Source organism: Variovorax davisae (assembly GCF_030316845.1).
GTDB classification, from domain to species: Bacteria; Pseudomonadota; Gammaproteobacteria; order Burkholderiales; family Burkholderiaceae_C; genus Variovorax; species Variovorax davisae.
The window spans coordinates 107569-129937 of sequence record NZ_JASZYS010000004.1; the positions used below are offsets into that span (position 1 = coordinate 107569).

The window sequence follows — 22369 nt, forward strand, 5'->3', positions numbered from 1 at the left end:
GATGGGCCGGGCTCAGTCCTGAAGGACCAGCGCGAGGATGAAGACGACCGTCTGCATCGCCACCACGATGCCGTGGCGCTGCATCAGCTGCCGGGTGCCGAGCACGCGCTCGGCGAGCGGCCGGGTGGCATCGGCGGCGCGCCGCAGGCCCAGCTTGTCGAGTGCGCCGTCGAGCGCGGGCAGGGTGGCGATGGTGCCTTGCGCCAGCCCCTCGAACAGCGCCATGTCCAGCCGCAGGCGCAGGGCCAGGTAGCGCTCGGCCAGGCCGAGGAGGCCGACCACCGCACAGGCGCCCCAGGCCGCGGCCGGCAGCGAGCGCCCGGTGAGCCCCAGCACCACGCCGGCGATCAGCGCGAGCGCGAGGCCCCAGAGGGCGATGGCGCCGCTGGCGCGCAGCAGCCCGGCGGTGGCGACACACAGGGCGCGGTCGTTGTCATTCATGGCGCGTGGTGCCTCCCGCGGAAAGTTGCTCGAGTTCGGCGATCCAGCCTGGGCGCAGCACGATCTGCGGCCGCGCCCGGCGTACCGCCGCGTGGGCGGCGGCGAGCGAGCCTTCGCTGCCGTGGAGTCCCAGCCAGCCGACCACCGAGGCGGCGCTGCGCGAGAAGCCGAGCGCGCAGCAGACCCACACCGTCTGGCCCGCGCGGCGCTGGCCCTCGATCACCGCCACCGCGCGGCGCAGGCGCGCCCTGGCGGGCACGGCCAGGTCCAGCATCGGCACGCAGCGCGCCTGCGGCACCTGCGGCAGTTGCAGCTCGGCGCACAGGCTCACGAGCCGCGGTTGGCCGGCGGCGCGCCATTCGGCGAGCGTCGGCCGCCGGCCCAGCCGCACGCCAGGTGCGACCTCGACCGAGGCCGGCAGCCGGCGCGTCCAGAGCCAGGCGTTGAGGGCGGCACCGAGCCGGTAGGGAGCGAACAGCCAGCGGGCGGACCAAGCCATGCGGCCGTGGCCATCCATGCAGAAGCCGCGCGCGCCCAGGCCCGCATAGTTGAGCGCCACCAGCGCCAGCGACAGGGCCAACCAGCCCAGCCACAGCGCGCTGCCCTGCAGGCTCAGCGCGATGGCCAGGCACAGCAGGGCGCCGGCGCCATACAGGCCCGCGAGCTTCCAGCGCTGCGGATCGCGCGCCAGCCGCCAGGCGCACGGCAGCGCGACCACGCGCTCGAGCGGCCACAGCCAGACGCACAGCAGGCCCAGCAGCGCGCCGGTCGGGATGTCGATGAAATGATGCTGCCAGGTGGTCAGCACCGAGGCGCAGATCGCGAAGGTCCACAGGTGCAGCACGGCGCGCGCCCAGCGCGCATGGATCAGGCGGCGATACCAGTCCCAAAGGATCACGGCCAGCGCGATGTGCAGGGAGGGGGCCTGGTTGAAGGGCTGGTCGAAGCCGCGCAGCGCATCGAACAGGAAGGCCGGCGCGCCTTCTACCGCCGGCTGGCCGAAGCTGAAATGCAGCGGCCACAGCACGAAGCAGCTGACCGCGACCGCCTGCGCCGTGAGCAGGCGCGCCGCATGCCGGTCCAGCGTGTGGCGATCCTTCGCGAGGAAGAGCGACAGCGCGTAGAAGGTGTTGATGGTCCAGTAAGGGAAGATCGTCCATGGCCAGAAAGGGGTGCCGCGCTCCCATTCGAAGACCAGGGCGGGAACCTGCGCGCGGGTCGCGGCCCACCAGTTGGCGAAGCCGTAGCTGATGTAGAAGAGCGGCCCCAGCAGCGCCAGCCAGGCGGCGGCGCGTCGCCACGGGCGCGGCTTCGTGCCCGGCCTCATGGCGCCGTGCGCACCGCCAGCGATACCGTGAAGATGCCCCATTCGTCGACCCGCTGGGCGATCTTGCGGAAGCCCGCCTGCGCGACCAGCTGGTCCATCTCGGCCTGCGTGCGGCGGCGCATGACCCAGGCCTCGCCCTGGCGGTGGCTGGTGAGCGCCCGGGCGATCATCTCGAGTTGCGGATGCCAGGGCTGGCCGGTGTAGACCAGATAGCCGCCGTCCTCCACCGCGTCGCCGACCCCGGCCAGCGAACCGGCCACCAGCGCGTTGTCGGGGAACAGTTCGTAGAGGCCCGACACCACGGCCAAGGTGGGACGCGGCTGCACGGCGGCGAGGCTGGCGCGGTCGAAGGCGTCGGCCTGCACGAACTGCGCCGTGCCCTCCAGCCCCTTCTCGGCGATCAGCGCCCGGCCGTCGCGCACGTTGATGTCGCTGTAGTCGCGCAACAGGATCGAGCCGGCCTTGACCGGGCTGGCCGACACCGCGTCGAGCACATAGCGGCCATGGCCGGCCGCGATGTCCATCACGCGCACTTCGCGCCGCGCCTGGGCCAGCCGCGCCATCGCCTCGCGCAGCAGCTCTTCGACATGAAGCTTGCGCTGGCGGATGCCGCGCCAGCCGATCGAATCGAGATAGGTGCGGTCGATCGAGCGGCCCAGCGGCCCGGCCCCTGCCGCCTGGTTGCGGTAGACGTAGTCGAGCGTGCTGCCCGAGTCGAAGCCGGTGTCGTGGCCCAGCTTGACGCCCTGCGACAGCAGACCGCCGAAGCGCAGGCTGGCGCGCGTGAAGGCCCAGTAGGCGCCACGCGGCGACAGCGGGGACAGGGGTCGGGCCAGCGCCCGCGACTCGTCCGCGGTGTTGCCGTGCAGGTGGGCCGCGCGCAGGTCCACCGGTGCCGGCGGGGCGTCGAACAGCTGCAGGATGAAGTCGCGGATGGCGCGCACCGCGGGCGCGCGGTCCTTTTCGCCCAGCGTGTCGTGGAAGAAGCCGGGCAGGACCATCTTCGTCTTCACGGCGCTGCCGAGGCGCTCGAAGAAGCGGTGCTGCGGCGGCTGATGCACCACCCAGTCGGCGCCGGAAATCAGCAGCTGCACCGGCAGCGTGATCGCGTTGGCATCGGCCACCACGCGGTCGGCCGCCTCGTAGAGGCCGAGCAGGATGTTCACCGCGATCGGCCGCGAGATCAGCGGATCGCTCTCGTAGCTCGCGATGCGTTCCGGGTCGTGGGTGAGGAACTTCGGCTTCACATAGCTGTTGACGAAGAACAGCCCGCGCAGCTTGTGCATCAGCCCGAGGCCGGCGCGCGCGAAGGGCACGTAGAGCTTGACCTTGAAGGCCGGCGAGGCGAGCGTGAGCCCGCGCACCGGCGGCGCGTAGTCATGTGCCCAGGTCGCGACCAGCACCGCGCCCACGCTCTGCGCGATCACGTGGATATCCTCCGGCGGCACGCCGTGCGCGCTGCCGATGTGCTCGATGAAGGTCTGGACGTCCCGCACCGAGGTGGCGAAGCTCGGGCTGTAGCCGCGTGGCCCGGGCGATCGGCCGTGGCCGCGGGCGTCCCAGGCGAAGAAGTCGAAATCCGGCAGCGCCAGTTCGTCGACCAGGTGCGCCATGCGGGCGCCATGCTCGTGGCCGCGGTGGAACAGCACGACCGCGCCGCGCCGCGCGGCGCCGGTGGCCGGCCAGTGGCGGTAGAACAGCGAGACGCCGTCGTGAGTGCTGAATCGTTCTTCTCGTGGCACGCGCGGCTCGGGCATTTCGGTGTCCTGGGTCAGTGGCTGGGTTGGGCGCCGGCTTCGGCGAGCGCGCGGCGGATGCGGTTGCCGATGGTCCACGCTACCGCCGCCGCGAGCAGCGGCATGAGCCACCCCGTCCAGGCCGGCAGCGGCAGGCCCAGCGCCACGTAGAGCCCGAGGGCGCCGAAGACGAAGGCCCGGTCGCTCTTGCCCAGCGGGCCGTCGTAGCGGCGCGACGCGCCCACGGTCGGGCCCAGGGCGCCGGCGAACTCGCTCAGGCCGGCCAGCACGATCACGGCGCCGACCCAGAACGGGCTGAAGGGCGGGACCAGGGCAAAGGGAAGGTAGAGCGCGGCGTCCGAGACGACGTCGGTCAGTTCGTTGAGGAAGGCGCCGAGCGCGCTTTGCTGGCCATGCTCGCGCGCCAGCATGCCGTCGACCGCATTGAAGGCCATGCGCAGCAGCATCCACAACGGCAGCAGCGCGAAGGCCGCCGCCGGCGGCGCGGCGAAGAACAGCCAGAGCCCCAGTGCCACCGAGACCGCGCAGGCCGCGACCGTGACCTGGTTGGCGGTCGCTCCGGCGGCATGCAGGCGCTTGACCAGCGGCCGCAGCAAAGCCTGAAACCTCGGCTTCAATTCGTAGATCGACACGCTGGGGGAGCCCTCCTGGACGCGCATTCTGCATGAGCGAACCCCCCCGGCGCACCCTGGCGGACCCGGGTGCGGCCGTTCGGCCGACTAAACTGTTCGTTCAGCCTATCGCCCCATGACCATCCAGACCGACGACTTCGCCCCGGCCCCGCAACGCGTGGTGTCGGCCGCACCCGCCTCGCCCAACGAAGAAGCCATCGAGCGCGCGCTGCGGCCCAAGCTGCTCGATGAATACGTCGGCCAGGCCAAGGTGCGCGAGCAGCTCGAGATCTTCATCGGCGCCGCGCGCCATCGGGCCGAGGCGCTCGACCATGTGCTGCTGTTCGGCCCGCCGGGCCTCGGCAAGACCACGCTGTCGCACATCATCGCGGCCGAACTCGGGGTCAACCTGCGCCAGACCTCGGGCCCGGTGCTCGAGAAGCCCAAGGACCTGGCGGCCCTGCTGACCAACCTCGAGCGCAACGACGTGCTCTTCATCGACGAGATCCACCGGCTGTCGCCGGTGGTCGAGGAAATCCTCTACCCGGCGCTGGAGGACTACCAGATCGACATCATGATCGGCGAGGGTCCGGCGGCGCGCAGCATCAAGCTCGACCTGCAGCCCTTCACGCTGGTCGGCGCCACCACGCGCGCCGGCATGCTGACCAATCCGCTGCGCGACCGCTTCGGCATCGTGGCGCGGCTGGAGTTCTATACCGCGGAAGAACTCGCACGCATCGTGCGGCGCAGCGCCGGCCTGCTCGGCGTGCCGACGGACGACGAGGGCGGACTGGAAATCGCGCGCCGTTCGCGCGGCACGCCGCGGATCGCCAACCGGCTGCTGCGCCGGGTGCGCGACTATGCGCAGGTCAAGGGCGACGGCCGCATCACGGTCGAGATCGCGCACAAGGCGCTGGCGATGCTCGACGTCGATCCGCAGGGCTTCGACCTGATGGACCGCAAGCTGCTCGAAGCCGTGATCCACCGCTTCGACGGCGGCCCGGTCGGCCTCGACAACATCGCGGCCAGCATCGGCGAGGAGTCCGGCACCATCGAGGACGTGATCGAGCCCTACCTGATCCAGCAGGGCTACCTGCAGCGCACGCCGCGCGGGCGCATCGCCACGCTGGCGGCCTACCGCCACCTCGGGGTGGCGCCGCCGCAGCGGGACGGGGACATGTTCGGCAGCTGAGCGGGCGCTTCGGCGTTTTCTTGCTCGCAGAGAGAGGCTTCCGATTGCGCAGCCGCCGCGGGAGTAGAAACTCGGAGCCCGGCATGCGATCCCGCAGGCCGGCAACGAGAGGGGCGGCCATGCGAGATCCGGCGGACGACATGCGCGTCATCGTCATCGGGAGCGGTTTCGGCGGCGCCGTCTGCGCGTCGAGGTTGGCGGCCGCGGGTTTCAGCGTCACGCTGCTCGAGCGCGGCCCGTGGCGCGACACCGTGCCGGTTCGCGCCGCCGGCATCGCGGGCGCGTCGCCCTTGCCCGCCAGCGGCGGCATTCGCTACCTGCTTCGAAGGATCCGGCCCCTGGGCGGTCCCAAGAACGGTGTGCCGTTCGGCAAGAAGGGCTTCATCGAACTGCATGCGGCCGGCGACCTGACGGCCATCTGCACGTCATCGGTCGGCGGCGGCAGCCACATCTGGTCGGCGTTGATGGTGAAGCCGCCGCCCTCGTACTGGGACGGCGTCGCCGCGGCGGTTTCGGCCAGTGGCATGGACGTGCACTATGCGCGGGTCTTCCACGAACTGGGCGGGGCGGCGCCGAGCCGGCCGCAGGACGTGCCGAATCGCACCAGCCACGCCTGGGCGGGCAAGTCCTTCCTGGCGCCGGTGGCCGACGACGCGCAGCCGGCCATGGGCCTGCTGTTCCCGCGCCACGCACGCGACACGCAGCCCTACCGCACGCACGACGGCGTCTCGAGGACGCCGCTGGACTACGCCCGGGCGGAAGGCGCCTTCGGCAGCCCTTCGGGCGCGAAGTCCACCGTGGATGCGCTCTACCTGCTGCCGGCGCTGGGCTCGGGCCGGCTGGTGGTGCGCGAACTGTGCGAGGTCACGCACATCCGCCGCACGGCGGACGATGGCTATGAAGTCTCGGCGCACGACCACCGCGGCGGCAGGGCCTCGACCTTTTCGGCCCCCGTCGTGGTGCTCGCGGCAGGCACGCTCAACACCCTGCGCCTTTTGTTCCGCAGTCGCGCGCACGGCGGGCTGGGCGCGATGCCGGCGCTCGGCAAGGGCATCGGCACCAACGGCGACTGCCTCGCGACCTGGCGGGTCGACGACACACCGCGGCGCAACCCGGCCTTGGGCACGCCCGTTCACGGCCGCATCCGGATTCGCGGCCACGAGGACGTCGGCTACATGGTCGTCGCCGGCGTCGATGCGCCACCCCTGCCGCGCTGGCTGCGCCACGCGGCGGCGGCCGCCGCTTCGAAGAAGTTCCAGCTGATCGCCATGGGCGCCGATCGGGCCGATGGCGTCGCCAGCTATGCCGGGGAGCGGCTGCGCATTCGCTACGACATGGGCGGCAGCCCGATCTACGGCCAGGTCTTCGAGGCCTTCCGCAGCCTGGCGCAGGCCTCCGGCTGGCGCGTCAAGTTCGATGACGGCAAGGCCTTTACGGCCCATCCGATGGGAGGCTGCCGCATATCGGACGATCCGGCGCTCGGCGTCGTCGATGGGCGCGGCGAGGTCCACGGATTGCCCGGCCTCTATGTCGCCGACGCCTCGGCGTTGCCCAAGGCCGCAGGGGTGCCGCCCTCGCTGACCATCGCGGCCTGGGCTTCGCATGTCGCACAAGGCCTGTGCCAGTCGCGCGGCATGCGAGCCACGCCTTCCGAACCCTCCTGACAAGGAAACCCGATGATCACGGCAATTCTCGAATACTGCCTCCCGACGCCTTGTGCGAGAAGCGCGGTGCTGGAGAAATTCAAGCAGGCCGAGAACCGCTTCCGCGGCATGGCGGGCCTGCAGCGCAAGTACTTCTGCTACGACGAAGCCTCGGGCCTGGGCTTGAGCGTCTACCTGTGGGACTCGAAGACCGCCGCCGAAGCCGTGTTCACCGAAGCCTTCATCAGCGGGTTCGAGTCCGGCTTCGGCGTCCGGCCCTCGATACGCTGCATCGACACGCTGATGATCGTCGACAACGCGGCCGACGCGGTCGTGGTCTTCTAGGTGCGCGGTTCGGCCTCGAAGACGTCTGCAACGGGCCGCACGCTCGACGCGATCAGCCACTGCGCCGCGTAGTAGCTGGCCAGCACCCACAGCGAAGCCACCGGCAGCGGCTGCACGAAGCGGTTGGTGGCCAGCAGTGCGTCGCTCAGCATGAACAGGCAGGCGCCCAGCGCCACCCGTCGCGCACCGGCATCGCCGAGCACGGCCGCGCGGCCGAACGCCTGCGCCGCCATGCAGGCGATTACCACCACGTAGAGACCGACCGGGATCCGCAGGCCGGCCGGCAGCCCGCCCCACCACAGGAAGCCGTACATCAGGACGCCCACCGCCAGCGTGGCGGCCAGCGCGCGACGGCGCGGGAAGAGCCCCACGCCTTCGGCGAACAGCGCGATGTAGGCCAGGTGCGCGAGCAGGAAGGCGACCAGGCCGGGGATGAAGAGCGTCGGCCACATCAGCAGCACGTCGCCGGCCAGCGAAGCCGCCAGCCCCGCGAGCAGCAGCAGGGCGAAGCGCCCCGGCATGCCCTCGCCGCGCGCGCGCAGGCCGGCGAAGACGATCAGGATCGCGAGCGCCAGCGGCTTGGCGACGACATGCAGGCCGGCGATGCCGAGCGCGCCGCTCGCGCTCGCCAGCGCGGCGGCATCGACGAACAGCAGGCCGATCACCGGCAGCCGGCCCTGCAGCACGGCGCCCGTGGCCCAGAGCCCGGCGGTCAGCGCGCAGAGCCAGACCAGCGAGGTGCTCAAGGGGAGCGCGTCCGAGAACCACAGGAAGGCGGTGGCGCCGCCCAGCAGCGCGATGAACTGCAGCGCTGCGACGGCCTGCACGCCGCGCGAGGCCGGCGGCTCGTAGCGCTGCACGGCGGCGATGTCGAAGGGCGGCTTCGGATCGTTCGCCGCCAGGTCGGCCGGCCGCCAGCCGGGCGGCTTGAACCACAGCCGCAGCTTGTCGCCCCAGTGCCGGGTGCGCCAGCTGTCGCGCGCCAGCGATGCATAGACCTCGGCATTGGCCCACAGCGGGTCCCAGCTGCGCAGCGGGCTGCGGGTGCCGTACACGCAGCGCTCGCCTTCTTCCTGGAAGCTGCCGAAGAGGCGGTCCCAGACGATCAGCACGCCGCCGTAGTTGCGGTCGACATAGCGGTCGTTGACCGCGTGGTGCACGCGATGGTTGGAGGGCGAGCAGAACCAGCGGTCGAACCAGCCCAGCTTGCCGACCTGCTCGGTGTGGACCCAGAACTGGTAGAGCAGGTCGACCAGCGCGACCACCCCGAAGACCAGCGGCGGCACGCCGGCGATCGCCATCGGCAGGTAGAAGATCCAGCCGAACAGCGCGCCGCTGGAGGTCTGGCGCAAGGCGGTCGACAGGTTGTAGTGCTGGCTCTGGTGATGGACCACGTGCGCCGCCCACAGCAGCGCGCTCTCGTGGCCGAAGCGGTGCAGCCAGTAGTAGCAGAAGTCGTAGAAGACCAGCGCCAGCAGCCAGCCGTACCAGCGGGTCCAGAAGTCGGTGTCGGGGAACAGCGCGAAGGCCGACCAGATGGCGGTGTAGATGCCGATGCGCAGCAGCCCGGTGAGGGCGGCGCTGATCTGGCTCAGCATGCCGAGGCCGATGCTGTTGAGGGTGTCGGGCAGGCGGTAGGTGTCCTGGCCGCTGCCGCGCCGCGCGCGCAGCCGGCCGACGAAGAACTCGATGCCGATGAGCAGGAAGAAGAACGGTGTCGCGAGAACGATGATCTGGCCGGGTCGCATGACCGGGATTCTCGGTCGCAACCCCACTGTCACACCCCCAGGCTTCCCCTGTCATGCGGGCGTCACGGCGGCGCCTCCGGCACGTCACGGGCGGCTGCGATCGTGTCCGCCCATGCAACGCGACGACGCCTTCCTTCGCGCATGGCGCGACACGACCGGCCCGGCCGGTGGCACGACCGACGACGAAGACGTCACCCGGCCGCCACAGACCTACCGCACCCTCTGGATTTCCGACCTGCACCTGGGCACCCCGGGCTGCCAGGCGCGGGCACTGCTCGACTTCCTGAAACACACGGAGTGCGAGACGCTGTTCCTGGTCGGCGACATCATCGACGGCTGGCAGCTGCGGCGCCACTGGTACTGGCCGCAGGCCCACAACGACGTGATCCAGAAGCTGCTGCGCAAGGCCCGCAAGGGCACGCGCGTGATGTTCATCCCGGGCAACCACGACGAGTTCGCGCGCAAGTACCTGCAGCACAATTTCGGCGGCATCGACGTCGCGGACGAGTGGATCCACGAAACCGCCGACGGCCGCAAGCTGTGGGTCATGCACGGCGACCTGTTCGACGGCGTGATCCAGTGCGCCAAGTGGCTGGCCCATGTCGGCGACTCGCTCTACGAGTTCACGCTGAAGCTCAACCGGCACCTCAACTCGCTGCGTGCACGCATGGGGCTGCCCTACTGGTCCTTGTCGAAGTACCTGAAGCTGAAGGTCAAGCGTGCGGTGAGCTACGTGGGCGAGTTCGAGAGCGCGGTGGCGCGCGAGGCCCGCCGGCGCGGCGTGCAGGGCGTGGTCTGCGGCCACATCCACCATGCGGAGCTGCGCGACATCGACGGCATCCTGTATGCCAACGACGGCGACTGGGTCGAGAGCCTGACCGCGCTGGCCGAGCACGCCGACGGTTCGCTCGAGATCCTGCACTGGGCCGGCCAGCTGCCGGCCCTTTCGAGCCTCGAGGCGGCGGCCTCGCGGCGCGCGGCGGTGCCGGCATGAGGGCGCTGTCCGGCGCGCGCACCATCGACCTCGTCTACTTCAACGCCGGCGGCGGGCATCGCGCGTCGGCGCTGGCGCTGGAGGCCGCGATCGCCCGCGCCGGGCTGCCGTGGACCGTGCGGCGGGTCAACCTGCGCGAGGTGCTGGACCCGAAGGACAGCTTCCGCAAGCTGACTGGCATGGACCCCGAGGACGTCTACAACAAGCGGCTCGCGCGCGGCTGGACGCTCGGCCTGGCGCAGGAACTCAAGCTGCTGCAGGGCATGATCCGCTGGGGCCACGCGCCGCTGCTGCGGCAGCTGCAGCAGCACTGGCTTTCGACCGAGCCCGACATGGTCGTGTCGCTGATCCCCAACTTCAATCGCGCGCTGTGCGAGTCGCTGGGCTCGACCTTGCCGGGCGTTCCCTACGTGACCGTCCTGACCGACCTGGCCGACCATCCGCCGCATTTCTGGATCGAGCCGGGGCTGGACCAGCACCTGGTGTGCGGCTCTGCCAAGGCGGTGCAGCAGGCCCGCGCGGCCGGCCATGCGCAGGCGCGGATCCATGCCAGCTCGGGCATGCTGATGCGCGCCGCGTTCCACGAGCCGCCATCGGTCGACCGGGCGGCCGAGCGGCGGCGACTGGGGCTCGATGCCGGCCGGCCGACCGGCCTGGTGCTGTTCGGCGGCCAGGGCGCGAAGGCCATGCTCGGGATCGCGAAGCGGCTGCCCGAGACCCCGCTGATCCTCGCCTGCGGCCACAACGCGGCGCTGGCGCGGGCCCTGCGCGCCCTGCCGGCGCGCTCGCCGCGGCTGGTGCTGGAGTTCACACCCGACATCGCGCACTACATGCGGCTGGCCGACTTCTTCATCGGCAAGCCGGGCCCGGGCTGCCTGAGCGAGGCGGTGCAGATGCAATTGCCGGTGATCGTGGTGCGCAACCGCTGGACGCTGCCGCAGGAACGCTACAACGCCCAATGGGTGCGCGAGCAGGGGGTCGGGCTGGTCTGCAGCAGCTTTGCCAAGGTGGACCAGGCGGTAGAGGCGTTGACCGGCCAGCTGGGCCGCTACCAGGCGGCGACGCGCAAGGTGCGCAACCGGGCGATGTTCGAACTGCCGGGGATTTTGGAGGGCATCCTGGCGCGGGCCGAGGCGCTGAATGAAGAAAGCCTGCTATCGGTGGGATAGCAGGCTTTCCGGGAGTGGTGGCTCTTCACGGACTCGAACCGCGGACCTGTGGATTATGATTCCATCGCTCTAACCGACTGAGCTAAAGAGCCGAGCCCAGGATTATAGCCTTTTCTGCGGCATGTCGGTCCAGCCTTCCAAAGTTTCATGAGCGGCGGTGATTTCGCCGGCCGCAGCGCATCAGGTCAAAATCCGCCGATGCCTTCGCCCACCGCGATCCCCGACCCCTTCGACGCCCTGAGCGACGACCAGTTGATGCTGGCCTACGCCGGCGGCAACGTCCACGCCTTCGACGCGCTCTACGAGCGCCATGAGAGCGCGGTGCTGCGCTTCGCGCGCCGTCTGCTGGGCCAGCGGCTGGCGGCCGAGGTGGAGGAGGTGTTCAAGGAGACCTGGTCGCGGATCGTGTCGGCGCGCGACAGCTTCTCGCCCAAGCAGTCGAGCTGGCGTGTCTGGGCCTTCACGATCGCCTATCGCATGGCGAACGAGCGGCTGCGCGTCAGCGGCCGCGAGGTGGCGTTCTACGCCCATGACGAGGACGGCGATGGCCTGGACGCGGCGCAGCTCTTCAGCCGCGGCCTGCTGCGCGACGGCGCCGCCGCCGCCAACGATGCCGCGCAGCCATCGCAGGAAGAGCTGGCCTTCTGGCAGGCGGCCGGGCGGCGCCTGCTCGCCTGCCTCGACGAACTGCCGGACGACCAGCGCGCCGCCTTCCTGCTGCACCAGGAGGAGGGCTTCACGCCGGAGGCGATGGCCGCCACCCTCGACATCGGGGTCGAGACCGTCCGCGGCCACCAGGGCCGCGCCCTGAAGAAATTGCGCGGCTGCATGGAGCGCTATCTGTCCGTGGTGCCACACGCATGAGTGCCGCCAACGACGCGCCCGACGACCTGCGCGACGACCGCCTGCGCAAGGCGCTGGCCCACGCGCCCGACCACCAAGCGGTGCCCGGCTGGCGGCTGCGCAAGGCGATCCTGCGCGAAGCGCACGATGCCATCGGCGCGACCGACCCGGTCACCGATGCGGCCGAACTGGAGCGCGCGGCCCGCCCGTGGTGGCAAGCGGAAAGGGGAGGTCGGCGCGGCAAACGATGGGGCGCGGTCTTCGTCATCGCCCTGGCGGCGCTCATCGCAGGCGTGCTCTGGCAGCGCCAGCCGCCCGGACCGAGGCTGGATGCCGAAGTCTCGAAGGATGCGCCCCTGCGTGCGCCACCGAAGCCGCCGGCGCAGGCATCCGCACCGGCGCCCGCGGACGGGTCTGTCGCCTCGCTGTTGCCGTCGCTGGAGCGGATCCCTGAGCCACCTCCGCCGGCGCCAGCGCCACCTCCGCCACCGCGAACGCCGCCGCCCGCCCGTGTCGCGCCCCCGGTCGCCATGCCGCCACCCCCGCGCAGCCCTGCAACGGTGACGTCGATCGACGAGCGCGCGCCAGCGCAGGCCGCACCGGGCGCCGCCGCCGCGCTGCCGCCCGGCCCGGCCCGCAAGCCGCCGCCCACGGTCCGCACCGACGACACCGAGCCCCCGACCTTCGAGGCGCTGGCGAGTTGGAGCCGGATCACGATCAGCCGGCGTGGTGGCGAGAGCCGCAGCCTGTCGCGGCCCGAGGCGCGCGAACTCAATGCGCTGCTGGGCTCGGCCGCGCTGATGGCCGTCGGACCGCGGCCGCTGGCCGGTACACCCGAGTGGCGGGTCACGTTGGAACGCGGTCCGGACTCGCTGGCCGTGTTCGAGATCGCCGGCGCCCAGGTGCGCTGGCGCGAAGGCCGGGCACCGCCGGCCACGGGCGTGCCGTCGCCGGACGCGCTGGCCGCGCTGCGCCAGGCCCTGCAAGAGGCCGTGAAGGCACCGGAAGCGGCCGCCGCGCCGCCGCCGCCGCGCAATCCCTAGCGGCTATTGGTGCTTGAAGTCGGGCGTGCGCTTGGTCAGGAAGGCGTCCATGCCTTCCTTCTGGTCGGCGGTCGCGAACAGCGCATGGAACAGCCGGCGCTCGAACATCACGCCGTCGGACAGCCCGCCCTCGAAGGCCCGGTTGACCGACTCCTTGGCCGCCATCACTGCGATCTGCGAGAAGCTCGCGATCGTCAGGGCCGCGCCGAGGGCCTCTTCGGCCAGCTTCTCGTACGGCACGATGCGGCTCACCAGGCCGGCCCGCTCGGCTTCGGTGGCGTCCATCATGCGGGCCGTCAGCGCCATGTCCATGGCCTTCGACTTGCCGACCGCGCGCGGCAGCCGCTGGGTGCCGCCGGCGCCGGGAATGACGCCGATCTTGATCTCGGGCTGGCCGAACTTCGCCGTGTCGGCCGCGATGATGAAGTCGCACATCATCGCCAGCTCGCAGCCGCCGCCGAGCGCGAAGCCGCTCACCGCGGCGATCACCGGCTTGCGGATCTGGCGGATGGTCTCCCAGTTGCGCGTGATGTATTCGCCCTTGTAGACATCCTGGAAGCTGTACTTGGCCATGGCCGCGATGTCGGCGCCGGCCGCGAAGGCGCGCTCGCTGCCGGTCAGGATGATGCAGCCGATCGCCGGGTCGGCGTCGAAGGCCTTCAGCGCCTGGCCCAGTTCGGTCATCAGGGCGTCGTTGAGGGCGTTCAGCGCCTTCGGGCGGTTCAGCGTGACGATGCCGACCTTCTCGGCCTCGATGCGCACTTCGATGTTCTCGTAGCTCATGGGTGTCTCCTTGAAACGAACAATCTGGGGCGGCCCGGCGGCTACTGCGGATGCAGCCAGGCGGCCATCCGGGCCGGGTCCTGCGCGAACAGGCGCCAGGTCGTGACGCCGCCGGGCAGCGTGAGCGGCAGGCGCAGCAGGCGGCGATCGCGGGCCACCAGGGCCGTCGCCTTGCGCAGCGGCCCGAGGTAGAGCGCGAGGTCGTCGAGCCGCGTCAGGCGCCAGCCCTGTGCCGGCCGGCCCTTGGCCGCCGGCAGCTCGATGCCGATCCATTCGTCGTTGGCCGAGAAGCCGGCCTGTTCGGCGGCGCCGCCGCGCAGCACCACCTTGACCTGGATGCTGCCGCCGGTTTCGGTCACGCGCAGGCCGAGCTCCTGCGCCCGCTGCGCCGGGTCGTCGAGCGCGGCCACGCCGTGGTCGCGCAGCAGCTCCGCCAGGGGCAGCTCGTCGGTCGAGTGGACCCAGCGCGCGAGTTCGGCCGCGTACGACCGGCCGCCGACCGTCTCCAGCGCGGCAGCGACGTCGGACTCGGCGATCGGACCGCCGTCGGTCTGCTTCCACAGCAGCCGCATCACGTCGTCGAGCGTGCCCTTGCCTTCGGCGCGCAACGTGAGGTCGAAGCACATGGCGACCAGTGCGCCCTTGGTGTAGTAGCTCACCGTGGCGTTGGGGGTCTGCTCGTCCTGGCGGTAGTACTTGATCCAGGCGTCGAAGCTGGCCTGGGCCACCGACTGCACCCGCCGGCCCGGCGTCTGCAGGACCTGGTTGACGGTCTTGTTGACGAGGCGCAGGTAGGTGGCATCGTCGATGCGCCCGGCGCGGCGCAGCAGCAGGTCGTCGTAGTAGCTGGTGAAACCCTCGAACAGCCACAGCAGCTCGGTGTAGTTCTCGCGGCCGTAGTCGTAGCGCGCGAACTCGACCGGCCGCAGGCGCTTCACGTTCCAGGTGTGGAAGTACTCGTGGCTGACCAGGCCGAGCAAGGTGGTGTAGCCCTCGGGCTGCTTGCGGGCGCTCAGCTGCGGCAGGTCGCGCCGGGTGCAGATCAGCACGGTCGAATGGCGGTGCTCGAGACCGCCGTAGCCGTCGTCGACGGCGTTGAGCATGAACACGTAGCGGTCGTGCGGCGGCTTCGGGCCGCCGCGCTTGCCGACCTTGTCGCCATGCCAGAAGCGCATCTGCGTCTCGCAGATCGCCTGGGTGTCGGCGATCAGCCGCTCGCCGTCGAAGGAGGCCGGGGCGCCGGCGACCACGAAGCGGTGCGGCACGCCGCAGGCCTCGAATTCGGCGCTCCAGAACGGGCCCATCTCGACCGGGCTGTCGGCCAGTTCGTCGAAGTTCGCGGCCAGGTAGCTGCCGAAGCCGTTGCGGTCGACGCGCGTCGGCTGCAAGGCCGTGGCGCAGGACCAGCGCGCGCCGTCGGCGGCCGCGGGCGGCGCCACCACCTCGAGCGCGTGCGGCGCGTCGACCTGGCCTTCGACCTGCAGGCAGACGCTGGTGGCGTTGAAGAAGCCGCGGTCGGCGTCCAGCCAGGCGGTGCGCACCGAGTTGTCGTAGGCGCAGACTTCATAGCGCAGCACCAGCGGCTTGTCCGGCGCGCAGTCGACTTCCCAGCCGGCCTTGTCGAGCTGGCGCACGACCAGCTTGCGCCGTCCCTGCTGGGCGCGCAGCTGCTGCAGGTTCTTGGAGAACTCGCGCAGCAGGTAGCTGCCGGGAATCCAGGCGGCCAGCGCCAGCCGCTGCAGCGCCGCCGGCTCGGCGACGGTGAGCGTGACGGCGAACAGATGCGCCTTGCGGTCCGCGCACTCGACGCGGCAGTGGACGGCCGGCGTGGCCATCAATTGAGCGCGGCGAGTTGCTTCTCGACCTGCGCGGCCGGGATCGCGCCCGGGGCGCGCGTGCCGTCGCTGAAGATCAAGGTCGGCGTGCCGGTGATGTTGTACTTCTGGCCGAACTCGCGGTTGCGCGTGAGGGCCGTGGTGTCGCATTCGGCGGCCGCCGGCGCGACGCCGCGCTGCATCCAGTCGTCCCACGACTTGGCCTTGTCCTTGGCGCACCAGATGTTGCGCGACTTGACCACCGAGTCGGGTCCCAGTACCGGGTAGAGGAAGAGCTGGATCGTGACGTTGTCGACCTTGGTCAGGTCGCGCTCGAACTGCTTGCAGTAGCCGCAGTTCGGATCGGCGAACACCGCCAGCCGGCGCTTGCCGTTGCCGCGCACGATCTTGATGGCGTCCTTGCCGGGCAGCTTGTCGAAAGCCACCTGGCTGAGCTTCTCGACCCGCTCCTCGGTGAGGTTCCTGCGCTCCTTGACGTCGATCAGGTTGCCCTGCAGGAGGTAGTTGCCCTGTTCGTCGGTGTAGAAGATCTCGAAGCCGTTGACCCGCACTTCGTAGAGGCCGGGGATCGGCGCCTTCGTGACCTCGTCGATCTTGGCGAACTGCGGGATCCGTGCGGCGAGGTTCTTGCGGATCTCGGCCTCGCCGGCGGCCGCGCTCAGCGCCGTCGTGAACATCAGGGCCGCCAGGGCGGCGAACAGGGGGCGGACAGGGTGCTTCATGGTGATGTTCCGGGAATCACTGCAGGCCCATGGCCTGGCGCGCGATCCAGTTCTTGACGAGCCGTGTGCGGTCGAAACCGCGCATGCCCCAGTTGCGCAGCGCCGGCAGGGGGTCGGCGCTGTGGGCGAAGAGTTGCTGCAGGCCGTCGGTGGCGAGGCTCATCGACAGCACGTCGGTGCGGCGTGCGCGCTCGTAGCGGCGCAGCAGCCGGGCGTCGCCCACGCTGCGCCAGTAGTCGCGGGTGCGGATCACCTCGGCCAGCGCGGCGGCATCGCCCAGGCCCAGGTTCAGGCCCTGGCCGGCCAGCGGATGCACCGTGTGGGCGGCATCGCCGGCCAGCGCCCAGGCGCCGCCGTCGCCGAAGGCGCCGGTCCAGCGGTCGGCGATGGCGCGCTGCAGCGGCCAGGCGCTGCGCTCGCTCGTGAGCCGGAAAGCGCCGAGCGCGTCGTGGCTGGCCTCGCGCAGGGCGGCGGTGAAGGCATCGGCCGGCTGCGCCAGCAAGGTCGGGGCATGGAACTGGTCGACCGACCAGACCAACGCCAGCGAGCGGTCGGTGTCGCCGAGCGGCAGCAGGGCCAGCACCTCGCCCTTGTCGTTGAACCACTGGCGCGCGATGCCGTCGTGCGCCTGCTCGGCTTCGAGCCGGGCGGCGATCGCATGCTGGGGATAGCGCGTGACCTCGTAGCCGACGCCGAGCGCTTCGCGGGTGGCGCTGATGCGGCCCTCGCAGACCACGGTCAGGGGCGCGCTCACCGGCGCGGCGACCACCTCGACGCGGGGCTGGAAGCGCACGGCGTCGCTCAGCTGCTGTTCGAGCGCCGGAACGTCGACGATCCAGGCCAGCGCATCGACCTTCTGGCGCGCGGCGGAGAATTGCACCCGCCCGCCTTCGTCGCCATGCACCTGCATCTCGCGCACCGGGGTGGCATGGACCGCGGCGGGCCAGGCGCGCAGCGATTCGAGCAGGGCCTTCGAGGCGCTGTTGAGCGCATAGGCGCGGACATCCTGGCCGGCCGGCGGCGCGGCGGGCACGACCAGCGCCACGCGCACACGTTCGCGGGCCAGCAGCAGCGCCAGCGTCCGGCCGACGATGCCGGCGCCGCGAATGCAAACTTCGGGGGGAAGAGCCATCGCCAGATTGTAGGAGGAGCCTCGCCGGAGGCGGTGTGCAGGACAATCGCGCTTCTTGAAAAGGATTCGACCCGTGAATGCTGCCGATTTCGATCTCCAGGCCACCATCGCCCGTCTGTTCGTCTACCCGGTCAAGTCCTGCGCCGGCGTCGCGCTGGACGAAGCCCTGCTGATCGAGACCGGGCTGGAATTCGACCGCGCCTGGATGGTGGTGGACGCCCAGGGCGAATTCGTCAGCCAGCGCGAACTGCCGCGCATGGCGCTGGTCCGGCCGCAGCTGAAGCACTCCGAGATGGTGCTGCGCGCGCCCGGCATGCTGGCGCTGCACATCGCCTTCGACCGGGTCGAGCAGCCGGTCCGCGCCAAGGTCTGGAAGGACGAGGTCGCGGCCTACGACATGGGCGACATCGCGGCCCAGTGGTTCAGCGACTTTCTGTCGGAGCCCGGGCGGCCGCAGAAGCTGCGCATGGTGCGCTTCGACCCCGAGCAGCGGCGCCTGTCGAGCCTGAAATGGACCGAAGGCGTCGAGGCCCTGAACCAGTTCGCCGACGGCTTCCCGCTGCTGGTCGCAAGCGAGGGCTCACTGGCGGAGTTGAACGCGAAGCTGGCGGCGGCCGGCCATCCGGCGGTCGGCATCGAGCGGTTCCGGCCCAACATCGTGCTGGCCGGCGTCGAGGCGCACGACGAGGACCGCGTCGAGACCCTGCACATCGCGACCGCCGAGGGCGAGGTGCTGATGCGGCCGGTCAAGCCCTGCGCGCGCTGCCCGATCCCCGACATCGACCCGCTGACCGCCGTCAGCAGCCCCGAGGTGGGCGACATGCTGCGCACCTACCGTTCGGACCCACGGGTCGATGGCGCCATCACTTTCGGCATGAATGCGATCGTGCTGCAGGGGCTGGAGCATGCGCTGCGGGTCGGCCAGTCGGTGGGCGGCAACCTGCGCTTCGAGTGACGCCCGGCGCCGGCCCGATGCCGGGCGCCTAAAATACCCGGTTACCCCCAGATTTCTGAAAGCACCCGCCATGAGCCTCCAGTGCGGCATCGTCGGCCTGCCCAACGTCGGCAAGTCCACCCTCTTCAATGCCTTGACCAAGGCAGGCATCGCGGCCGAGAACTACCCCTTCTGCACCATCGAGCCCAATGTGGGCGTGGTCGAGGTGCCCGACCCGCGGCTGGCCCAACTGAGCGACATCGTCCAGCCCGAGCGCGTGGTGCCGGCGATCGTCGAGTTCGTCGATATCGCCGGCCTGGTCGCCGGCGCCAGCCAGGGCGAGGGGCTGGGCAACCAGTTCCTGGCCCACATCCGCGAGACCGACGCCATCGTCAACGTGGTGCGCTGCTTCGAGGACGACAACGTGATCCACGTGGCCGGCAAGGTCGACCCGATCTCCGACATCGAGGTGATCCAGACCGAGCTCTGCCTGGCCGACCTGTCGACCGTCGAGAAGGCGCTGCACCGCCACACCAAGACCGCCCGCTCGGGCGACAAGGAAGCCATCAAGCTGGTGGCCCTGCTCGAGAAGTGCCAGGCGGCGTTGAACGAGAACAAGCCGGTGCGCTCGATCGAGTTCAGCAAGGAAGACAAGCCGCTGGTCAAGCAGTTCTCGCTGATCACCGCCAAGCCGGCGATGTTCGTCGGCAACGTGGCCGAGGACGGCTTCGAGAACAACCCCTTCCTCGACCGCCTGCGCGAATACGCCGCGGCACAGAACGCGCCGGTGGTGGCCATCTGCGCCAAGATCGAGGCCGAACTGGCCGACATGGACGACGAGGACCGCAAGATGTTCCTGGCCGAGATCGGCCAGGAGGAGCCCGGCCTGAACCGCCTGATCCGCGCCGCCTACACGCTGCTGGGGCTGCAGACCTACTTCACGGCCGGCGTCAAGGAAGTGCGCGCCTGGACCATCCACATCGGCGACACCGGCCCGCAGGCGGCCGGCGTGATCCACACCGATTTCGAGAAGGGCTACATCCGGGCCCAGACCATCGCCTTCAACGACTTCATCGCCTTCAAGGGCGAACAGGGCGCCAAGGACGCGGGCAAGATGCGCGCCGAAGGCAAGGACTACGTCGTCAAGGATGGCGACGTGATGAACTTCCTGTTCAGCTCCTGAGCGCGGCGATGATCACGGTCCACCACCTCAACAATTCGCGCTCGCAGCGCGTGCTCTGGCTGCTCGAGGAACTCGATCTGCCCTACGAGGTGGTGCGCTACCAGCGCGACGCCAAGACCATGCTCGCGCCGCCCGAACTCAAGAAGGTGCATCCGCTGGGCAAGTCGCCGGTGGTCACCACCGACGAGGGCATGGTGTTGGCCGAGTCGGGCGCCATCATCGAGACCCTGGTCGAGCACTACGGCGACGGCCGGCTGTCGCCCGTGGCCGGGACGCCCGAGGCCCTGCGCTACCGCTACTGGCTGCACTACGCCGAAGGCTCGGCCATGCCGCCGCTGCTGCTCAAGCTGATGTTCGACCGGGTCGAGAAGGCGAAGATGCCGTTCTTCGCCAGGCCGATCGCCAAGGGCATCGCCGACAAGGCCCGTGCGGCCTTCATCCTGCCGAGCCTCAAGACCCACCTCGACTTCATGGAGGGCGAACTCGGCAAGAGCGAGTGGTTCGCCGGCGACGCCTTCACCGGCGCCGACATCCAGATGAGCTTTCCGGTCGAGGCCGCGCGGGCCCGCGGCGGGCTCGACGCCTCGCGGCCTAAGCTGATGGCCTGGCTCGAGCGCATCCATGCGCGCCCGGCCTACCAGCGGGCGCTGGAGCGCGGCGGCCCCTACGGCCTGCTGAGCTGACGCCGGCTCAGTTGTTCGGCCAGATGTAGAGCAGCGCCACCGTCATCGTGACGTAGCGCGCGAACTTGCCGATCGCCATGTAGAACACGCAGGGCCAGAAGGACAACTTGAGCCAGCCGGCGACCGCGCACAGCGGATCGCCGACGATCGGCAGCCAGGCCAGCAGGCAGGCCTTGGGCCCGAGCCGCTCCAGCCAGCCCAGCACCCGCAGGTGGTGCTTCGAATGCGAATACTTGTCCGCCACCTTGTGGGCGCCATAGCCCATCCACCAGTCGACGACGCCGCCCAAGGTGTTGCCGATTGTGGCGACCGCGATGGCCGGCCAGAACATGTCCGGGTTGAGCTTGAGCAGGCCGAACAGCACCGGCTCCGACCCCACCGGCAGCAGCGTCGCCGAGACGAAGGCGGCTATGAACACCGTACTGAGCCCGTACTGTGGAAGCGCCAGGAGCGCCAGGAGGGAGTCGAGCCAAGCTTGCATAGGTGTGCGCGCAGTATAGAAAGGCGCGGGCCGGCCGCGGCGTAGGCGAGAACCCTCATCTTTGGCGCCGCCCCGGCGCGCCGAGGGTGCAAATCGTTTCAGCCGAAGGCGCGCCGCGCCGCTACAATCGTGCCTCATTTTTCAGCAGCCCAGCGCGCGCCAACCTCCTCCATGACCCTGCAGATCGGCCATATCGCGCTGGAAAACAGCCTGTTCGTCGCCCCCATGGCGGGCGTCACGGACCGGCCGTTCCGCATGCTGTGCCGCGAACTCGGCGCCGGCTACGCGGTGAGCGAGATGGTCACCTCGCGCAAGGAGCTGTGGGGCACGCTGAAGACCTCGCGCCGCGCCAATCACGACGGCGAACCCGGCCCCATCTCGGTGCAGATCGCCGGTACCGATGCGGACATGATGTTCGAGGCCGCGCAATACAACATCGACCGCGGTGCGCAGATCATCGACATCAACATGGGATGCCCGGCCAAGAAGGTCTGCAACAAGTGGGCCGGCTCGGCCTTGATGCGCGACGAGCCCCTGGCGCTCGAGATCGCGGAGGCGGTGGTCCGTGCTGCGCTGCCGCACGGCGTGCCGGTCACGCTCAAGATGCGCACCGGCTGGAGCGAAGACAGTCGCAACGCCGTGGCACTGGCGCGCCGCTTCGAGCAGGCCGGCGTGCAGATGCTGACGGTGCACGGCCGCACGCGCGAGCAGGGCTACAAGGGCCGGGCCGAATACGACACCATCGCGGCGGTCAAGGCCGCGGTGCGCATTCCGGTTGTCGCCAACGGCGACATCACTTCACCAGAGAAAGCGCGCGACGTTCTGGCGCTGACCGGCGCGGACGCCATCATGGTCGGCCGCGCCGCGCAGGGCCGGCCGTGGATCTTCCGCGAGATCGCCCACTTCCTCGATACAGGCACGCATCGGGCCCCGCCGTTGGTGGCCGAAGTGCGTCGACTCATGCTGGACCACCTGAAGGAGCACTACGCCCTCTATGGCGACTACAGCGGCGTGCGAACGGCGCGCAAGCACATCGGCTGGTATGTGCGCGCGCTTCCCGGTGGCGAGGCGTTCCGCTCGGCGATGAACGCGATCGAGGATTGCGATGCGCAGTGGCGCGCCGTGGCCGGGTTCTTCGACACGCTGGCGGGGCAGATGGACCGCATTCCTGCCGCAGCCGAGGGCGCGCTCGATCCGCTGGACGAACAGGCAGCCGACGCACTGGCGTAAGAAGACCAGAACAAGAGGAGAAGAAGAGAAGGCCATGAGCAAGAAACACATCGAAGACTGCGTACGCAGCAGCCTGGACAGCTATTTCCGCGACCTCCGCGGCACCGAACCCGACGGCATGTACGAGATGCTCGTGCGGGTGGTCGAGAAACCCCTGCTCGACGTCGTCATGACGCGCGCCGAGGGCAACCAATCCAAGGCCGCGCAATGGCTCGGCCTCAACCGAAACACGCTGCGCAAGAAGCTGGTCGAACACAAACTCTTGAAGTAACT

At 70.3% G+C, this 22369-nt stretch carries 22 protein-coding genes and 1 tRNA gene; 12 read left to right on the forward strand and 11 right to left on the reverse strand.

The features are described 5' to 3' along the window. Positions 1-12: 12 nt before the first annotated feature. The 4 genes from QTI33_RS10895 to QTI33_RS10910 are packed head-to-tail and all read right to left on the reverse strand — an operon-like array spanning position 13 to position 4157. Complete coding sequence (locus QTI33_RS10895) at positions 13-441, reverse strand: hypothetical protein (protein WP_286505915.1); 429 nt, start codon at positions 439-441, stop codon at positions 13-15. Next, positions 434-1768: a phosphatase PAP2/dual specificity phosphatase family protein gene (locus tag QTI33_RS10900; RefSeq protein WP_286505916.1), complete on the reverse strand. Its 1335-nt coding sequence runs from the start codon at positions 1766-1768 to the stop codon at positions 434-436. The genes QTI33_RS10895 and QTI33_RS10900 overlap by 8 nt, the downstream gene beginning before the upstream one ends. Beyond that, the gene (locus tag QTI33_RS10905; protein ID WP_286505917.1) at positions 1765-3525 is read right to left on the reverse strand and encodes a bifunctional alpha/beta hydrolase/class I SAM-dependent methyltransferase; all 1761 of its coding nucleotides are present in this window, start codon (positions 3523-3525) and stop codon (positions 1765-1767) included. The genes QTI33_RS10900 and QTI33_RS10905 overlap by 4 nt, the downstream gene beginning before the upstream one ends. 14 nt (positions 3526-3539) lie before the next feature. Beyond that, positions 3540-4157, reverse strand: a complete 618-nt coding sequence (locus QTI33_RS10910) for a CDP-alcohol phosphatidyltransferase family protein (RefSeq protein ID WP_286505919.1) — start codon at positions 4155-4157, stop codon at positions 3540-3542. Positions 4158-4272: 115 nt separating this feature from the next. On the opposite strand from QTI33_RS10910, the gene ruvB reads away from it, so the two are divergent. The 3 genes from ruvB to QTI33_RS10925 all read left to right on the forward strand — a co-directional run bounded on the left by ruvB (position 4273) and on the right by QTI33_RS10925 (position 7316). Further along, positions 4273-5328: a Holliday junction branch migration DNA helicase RuvB gene (gene ruvB / locus QTI33_RS10915; RefSeq protein ID WP_286505920.1), complete on the forward strand. Its 1056-nt coding sequence runs from the start codon at positions 4273-4275 to the stop codon at positions 5326-5328. 119 nt (positions 5329-5447) lie between these two features. Then, positions 5448-6992, forward strand: a complete 1545-nt coding sequence (locus tag QTI33_RS10920; protein WP_286505921.1) for a GMC oxidoreductase — start codon at positions 5448-5450, stop codon at positions 6990-6992. Between the two features lie 12 nt (positions 6993-7004). Beyond that, positions 7005-7316, forward strand: coding sequence for a hypothetical protein (locus QTI33_RS10925; protein ID WP_286505922.1), 312 nt, complete (start codon positions 7005-7007; stop codon positions 7314-7316). Here QTI33_RS10925 and QTI33_RS10930 read toward each other — a convergent pair. Then, the gene (locus tag QTI33_RS10930; RefSeq protein WP_286505923.1) at positions 7313-9064 is read right to left on the reverse strand and encodes a lysoplasmalogenase family protein; all 1752 of its coding nucleotides are present in this window, start codon (positions 9062-9064) and stop codon (positions 7313-7315) included. The two genes, QTI33_RS10925 and QTI33_RS10930, sit on opposite strands and share 4 nt — an antisense overlap. 112 nt (positions 9065-9176) lie before the next feature. On the opposite strand from QTI33_RS10930, the gene QTI33_RS10935 reads away from it, so the two are divergent. Both QTI33_RS10935 and QTI33_RS10940 read left to right on the forward strand, forming a co-directional pair. Next, positions 9177-10058 (forward strand): UDP-2,3-diacylglucosamine diphosphatase, encoded by an 882-nt coding sequence (locus QTI33_RS10935; protein ID WP_286505925.1) that lies wholly within the window; start codon positions 9177-9179, stop codon positions 10056-10058. Continuing rightward, the gene (locus QTI33_RS10940) at positions 10055-11227 is read left to right on the forward strand and encodes a glycosyltransferase (RefSeq protein ID WP_286505926.1); all 1173 of its coding nucleotides are present in this window, start codon (positions 10055-10057) and stop codon (positions 11225-11227) included. Before QTI33_RS10935 ends, QTI33_RS10940 begins: the two co-directional genes overlap by 4 nt. Positions 11228-11242: 15 nt before the next feature. Here QTI33_RS10940 and QTI33_RS10945 read toward each other — a convergent pair. Further along, a tRNA-Met gene (locus tag QTI33_RS10945) sits at positions 11243-11319 on the reverse strand. 106 nt (positions 11320-11425) lie between these two features. On the opposite strand from QTI33_RS10945, the gene QTI33_RS10950 reads away from it, so the two are divergent. Beyond that, the gene (locus tag QTI33_RS10950) at positions 11426-12091 is read left to right on the forward strand and encodes an RNA polymerase sigma factor (RefSeq protein ID WP_286505929.1); all 666 of its coding nucleotides are present in this window, start codon (positions 11426-11428) and stop codon (positions 12089-12091) included. Beyond that, a complete protein-coding gene (locus QTI33_RS10955; RefSeq protein WP_286505931.1) occupies positions 12088-13113 on the forward strand; it encodes a hypothetical protein in 1026 nt (341 codons plus the stop codon). Before QTI33_RS10950 ends, QTI33_RS10955 begins: the two co-directional genes overlap by 4 nt. A gap of 3 nt (positions 13114-13116) precedes the next feature. Here QTI33_RS10955 and QTI33_RS10960 read toward each other — a convergent pair whose 3' ends face one another. From QTI33_RS10960 to QTI33_RS10975, 4 genes are all read right to left on the reverse strand, one after another. Beyond that, positions 13117-13896, reverse strand: a complete 780-nt coding sequence (locus QTI33_RS10960) for an enoyl-CoA hydratase (RefSeq protein ID WP_286505933.1) — start codon at positions 13894-13896, stop codon at positions 13117-13119. A gap of 41 nt (positions 13897-13937) precedes the next feature. Beyond that, entirely contained in the window at positions 13938-15731 is a 1794-nt protein-coding gene (locus tag QTI33_RS10965; protein WP_286505934.1) for a M61 family metallopeptidase, read from the reverse strand. Beyond that, a complete protein-coding gene (locus tag QTI33_RS10970; RefSeq protein WP_286506326.1) occupies positions 15731-16408 on the reverse strand; it encodes a DsbC family protein in 678 nt (225 codons plus the stop codon). Before QTI33_RS10970 ends, QTI33_RS10965 begins: the two co-directional genes overlap by 1 nt. 61 nt (positions 16409-16469) lie before the next feature. Further along, entirely contained in the window at positions 16470-17585 is a 1116-nt protein-coding gene (locus QTI33_RS10975; protein ID WP_286505936.1) for an FAD-dependent monooxygenase, read from the reverse strand. Between the two features lie 73 nt (positions 17586-17658). Between QTI33_RS10975 and QTI33_RS10980 the strand changes: the two genes are divergently transcribed. The 3 genes from QTI33_RS10980 to QTI33_RS10990 all read left to right on the forward strand — a co-directional run bounded on the left by QTI33_RS10980 (position 17659) and on the right by QTI33_RS10990 (position 20385). After that, positions 17659-18540, forward strand: a complete 882-nt coding sequence (locus QTI33_RS10980; protein WP_286505938.1) for an MOSC domain-containing protein — start codon at positions 17659-17661, stop codon at positions 18538-18540. A gap of 70 nt (positions 18541-18610) precedes the next feature. Next, positions 18611-19702 (forward strand): redox-regulated ATPase YchF, encoded by a 1092-nt coding sequence (gene ychF / locus QTI33_RS10985; RefSeq protein WP_286505940.1) that lies wholly within the window; start codon positions 18611-18613, stop codon positions 19700-19702. Positions 19703-19710: 8 nt separating this feature from the next. Then, a complete protein-coding gene (locus QTI33_RS10990) occupies positions 19711-20385 on the forward strand; it encodes a glutathione S-transferase (protein WP_286505941.1) in 675 nt (224 codons plus the stop codon). A 7-nt stretch (positions 20386-20392) separates the two neighbouring features. On the opposite strand, the gene QTI33_RS10995 is transcribed toward QTI33_RS10990, so the two are convergent. After that, on the reverse strand, positions 20393-20866 hold the full coding sequence (locus QTI33_RS10995) for a YqaA family protein (protein WP_286505942.1): 474 nt from the start codon (positions 20864-20866) through the stop codon (positions 20393-20395). A gap of 171 nt (positions 20867-21037) precedes the next feature. Here QTI33_RS10995 and dusB point away from each other — a divergent pair, with 171 nt between their 5' ends. Then, complete coding sequence (gene dusB / locus QTI33_RS11000) at positions 21038-22096, forward strand: tRNA dihydrouridine synthase DusB (RefSeq protein ID WP_286505944.1); 1059 nt, start codon at positions 21038-21040, stop codon at positions 22094-22096. A 34-nt stretch (positions 22097-22130) separates the two neighbouring features. Further along, positions 22131-22367 carry a Fis family transcriptional regulator gene (locus QTI33_RS11005; protein WP_028249493.1) on the forward strand — a complete coding sequence of 79 codons (237 nt, stop codon included), beginning with the start codon at positions 22131-22133 and terminating at the stop codon, positions 22365-22367. The last annotated feature ends 2 nt before the right edge of the window (positions 22368-22369 follow it).

What these genes read in the sequence shown, in the direction of transcription:
- QTI33_RS10895 (WP_286505915.1), bottom strand. Translation starts at nt 441, where the DNA reads ATGAATGACAACGACCGCGCCCTGTGTGTCGCCACCGCCGGGCTGCTG.
- QTI33_RS10900 (WP_286505916.1), bottom strand. Translation starts at nt 1,768, where the DNA reads ATGAGGCCGGGCACGAAGCCGCGCCCGTGGCGACGCGCCGCCGCCTGG.
- QTI33_RS10905 (WP_286505917.1), bottom strand. Translation starts at nt 3,525, where the DNA reads ATGCCCGAGCCGCGCGTGCCACGAGAAGAACGATTCAGCACTCACGAC.
- ruvB (WP_286505920.1), top strand. Translation starts at nt 4,273, where the DNA reads ATGACCATCCAGACCGACGACTTCGCCCCGGCCCCGCAACGCGTGGTG.
- QTI33_RS10920 (WP_286505921.1), top strand. Translation starts at nt 5,448, where the DNA reads ATGCGAGATCCGGCGGACGACATGCGCGTCATCGTCATCGGGAGCGGT.
- QTI33_RS10925 (WP_286505922.1), top strand. Translation starts at nt 7,005, where the DNA reads ATGATCACGGCAATTCTCGAATACTGCCTCCCGACGCCTTGTGCGAGA.
- QTI33_RS10930 (WP_286505923.1), bottom strand. Translation starts at nt 9,064, where the DNA reads ATGCGACCCGGCCAGATCATCGTTCTCGCGACACCGTTCTTCTTCCTG.
- QTI33_RS10935 (WP_286505925.1), top strand. Translation starts at nt 9,177, where the DNA reads ATGCAACGCGACGACGCCTTCCTTCGCGCATGGCGCGACACGACCGGC.
- QTI33_RS10940 (WP_286505926.1), top strand. Translation starts at nt 10,055, where the DNA reads ATGAGGGCGCTGTCCGGCGCGCGCACCATCGACCTCGTCTACTTCAAC.
- QTI33_RS10950 (WP_286505929.1), top strand. Translation starts at nt 11,426, where the DNA reads ATGCCTTCGCCCACCGCGATCCCCGACCCCTTCGACGCCCTGAGCGAC.
- QTI33_RS10955 (WP_286505931.1), top strand. Translation starts at nt 12,088, where the DNA reads ATGAGTGCCGCCAACGACGCGCCCGACGACCTGCGCGACGACCGCCTG.
- QTI33_RS10960 (WP_286505933.1), bottom strand. Translation starts at nt 13,896, where the DNA reads ATGAGCTACGAGAACATCGAAGTGCGCATCGAGGCCGAGAAGGTCGGC.
- QTI33_RS10965 (WP_286505934.1), bottom strand. Translation starts at nt 15,731, where the DNA reads ATGGCCACGCCGGCCGTCCACTGCCGCGTCGAGTGCGCGGACCGCAAG.
- QTI33_RS10970 (WP_286506326.1), bottom strand. Translation starts at nt 16,408, where the DNA reads ATGTTCACGACGGCGCTGAGCGCGGCCGCCGGCGAGGCCGAGATCCGC.
- QTI33_RS10975 (WP_286505936.1), bottom strand. Translation starts at nt 17,585, where the DNA reads ATGGCTCTTCCCCCCGAAGTTTGCATTCGCGGCGCCGGCATCGTCGGC.
- ychF (WP_286505940.1), top strand. Translation starts at nt 18,611, where the DNA reads ATGAGCCTCCAGTGCGGCATCGTCGGCCTGCCCAACGTCGGCAAGTCC.
- QTI33_RS10990 (WP_286505941.1), top strand. Translation starts at nt 19,711, where the DNA reads ATGATCACGGTCCACCACCTCAACAATTCGCGCTCGCAGCGCGTGCTC.
- QTI33_RS10995 (WP_286505942.1), bottom strand. Translation starts at nt 20,866, where the DNA reads ATGCAAGCTTGGCTCGACTCCCTCCTGGCGCTCCTGGCGCTTCCACAG.
- dusB (WP_286505944.1), top strand. Translation starts at nt 21,038, where the DNA reads ATGACCCTGCAGATCGGCCATATCGCGCTGGAAAACAGCCTGTTCGTC.
- QTI33_RS11005 (WP_028249493.1), top strand. Translation starts at nt 22,131, where the DNA reads ATGAGCAAGAAACACATCGAAGACTGCGTACGCAGCAGCCTGGACAGC.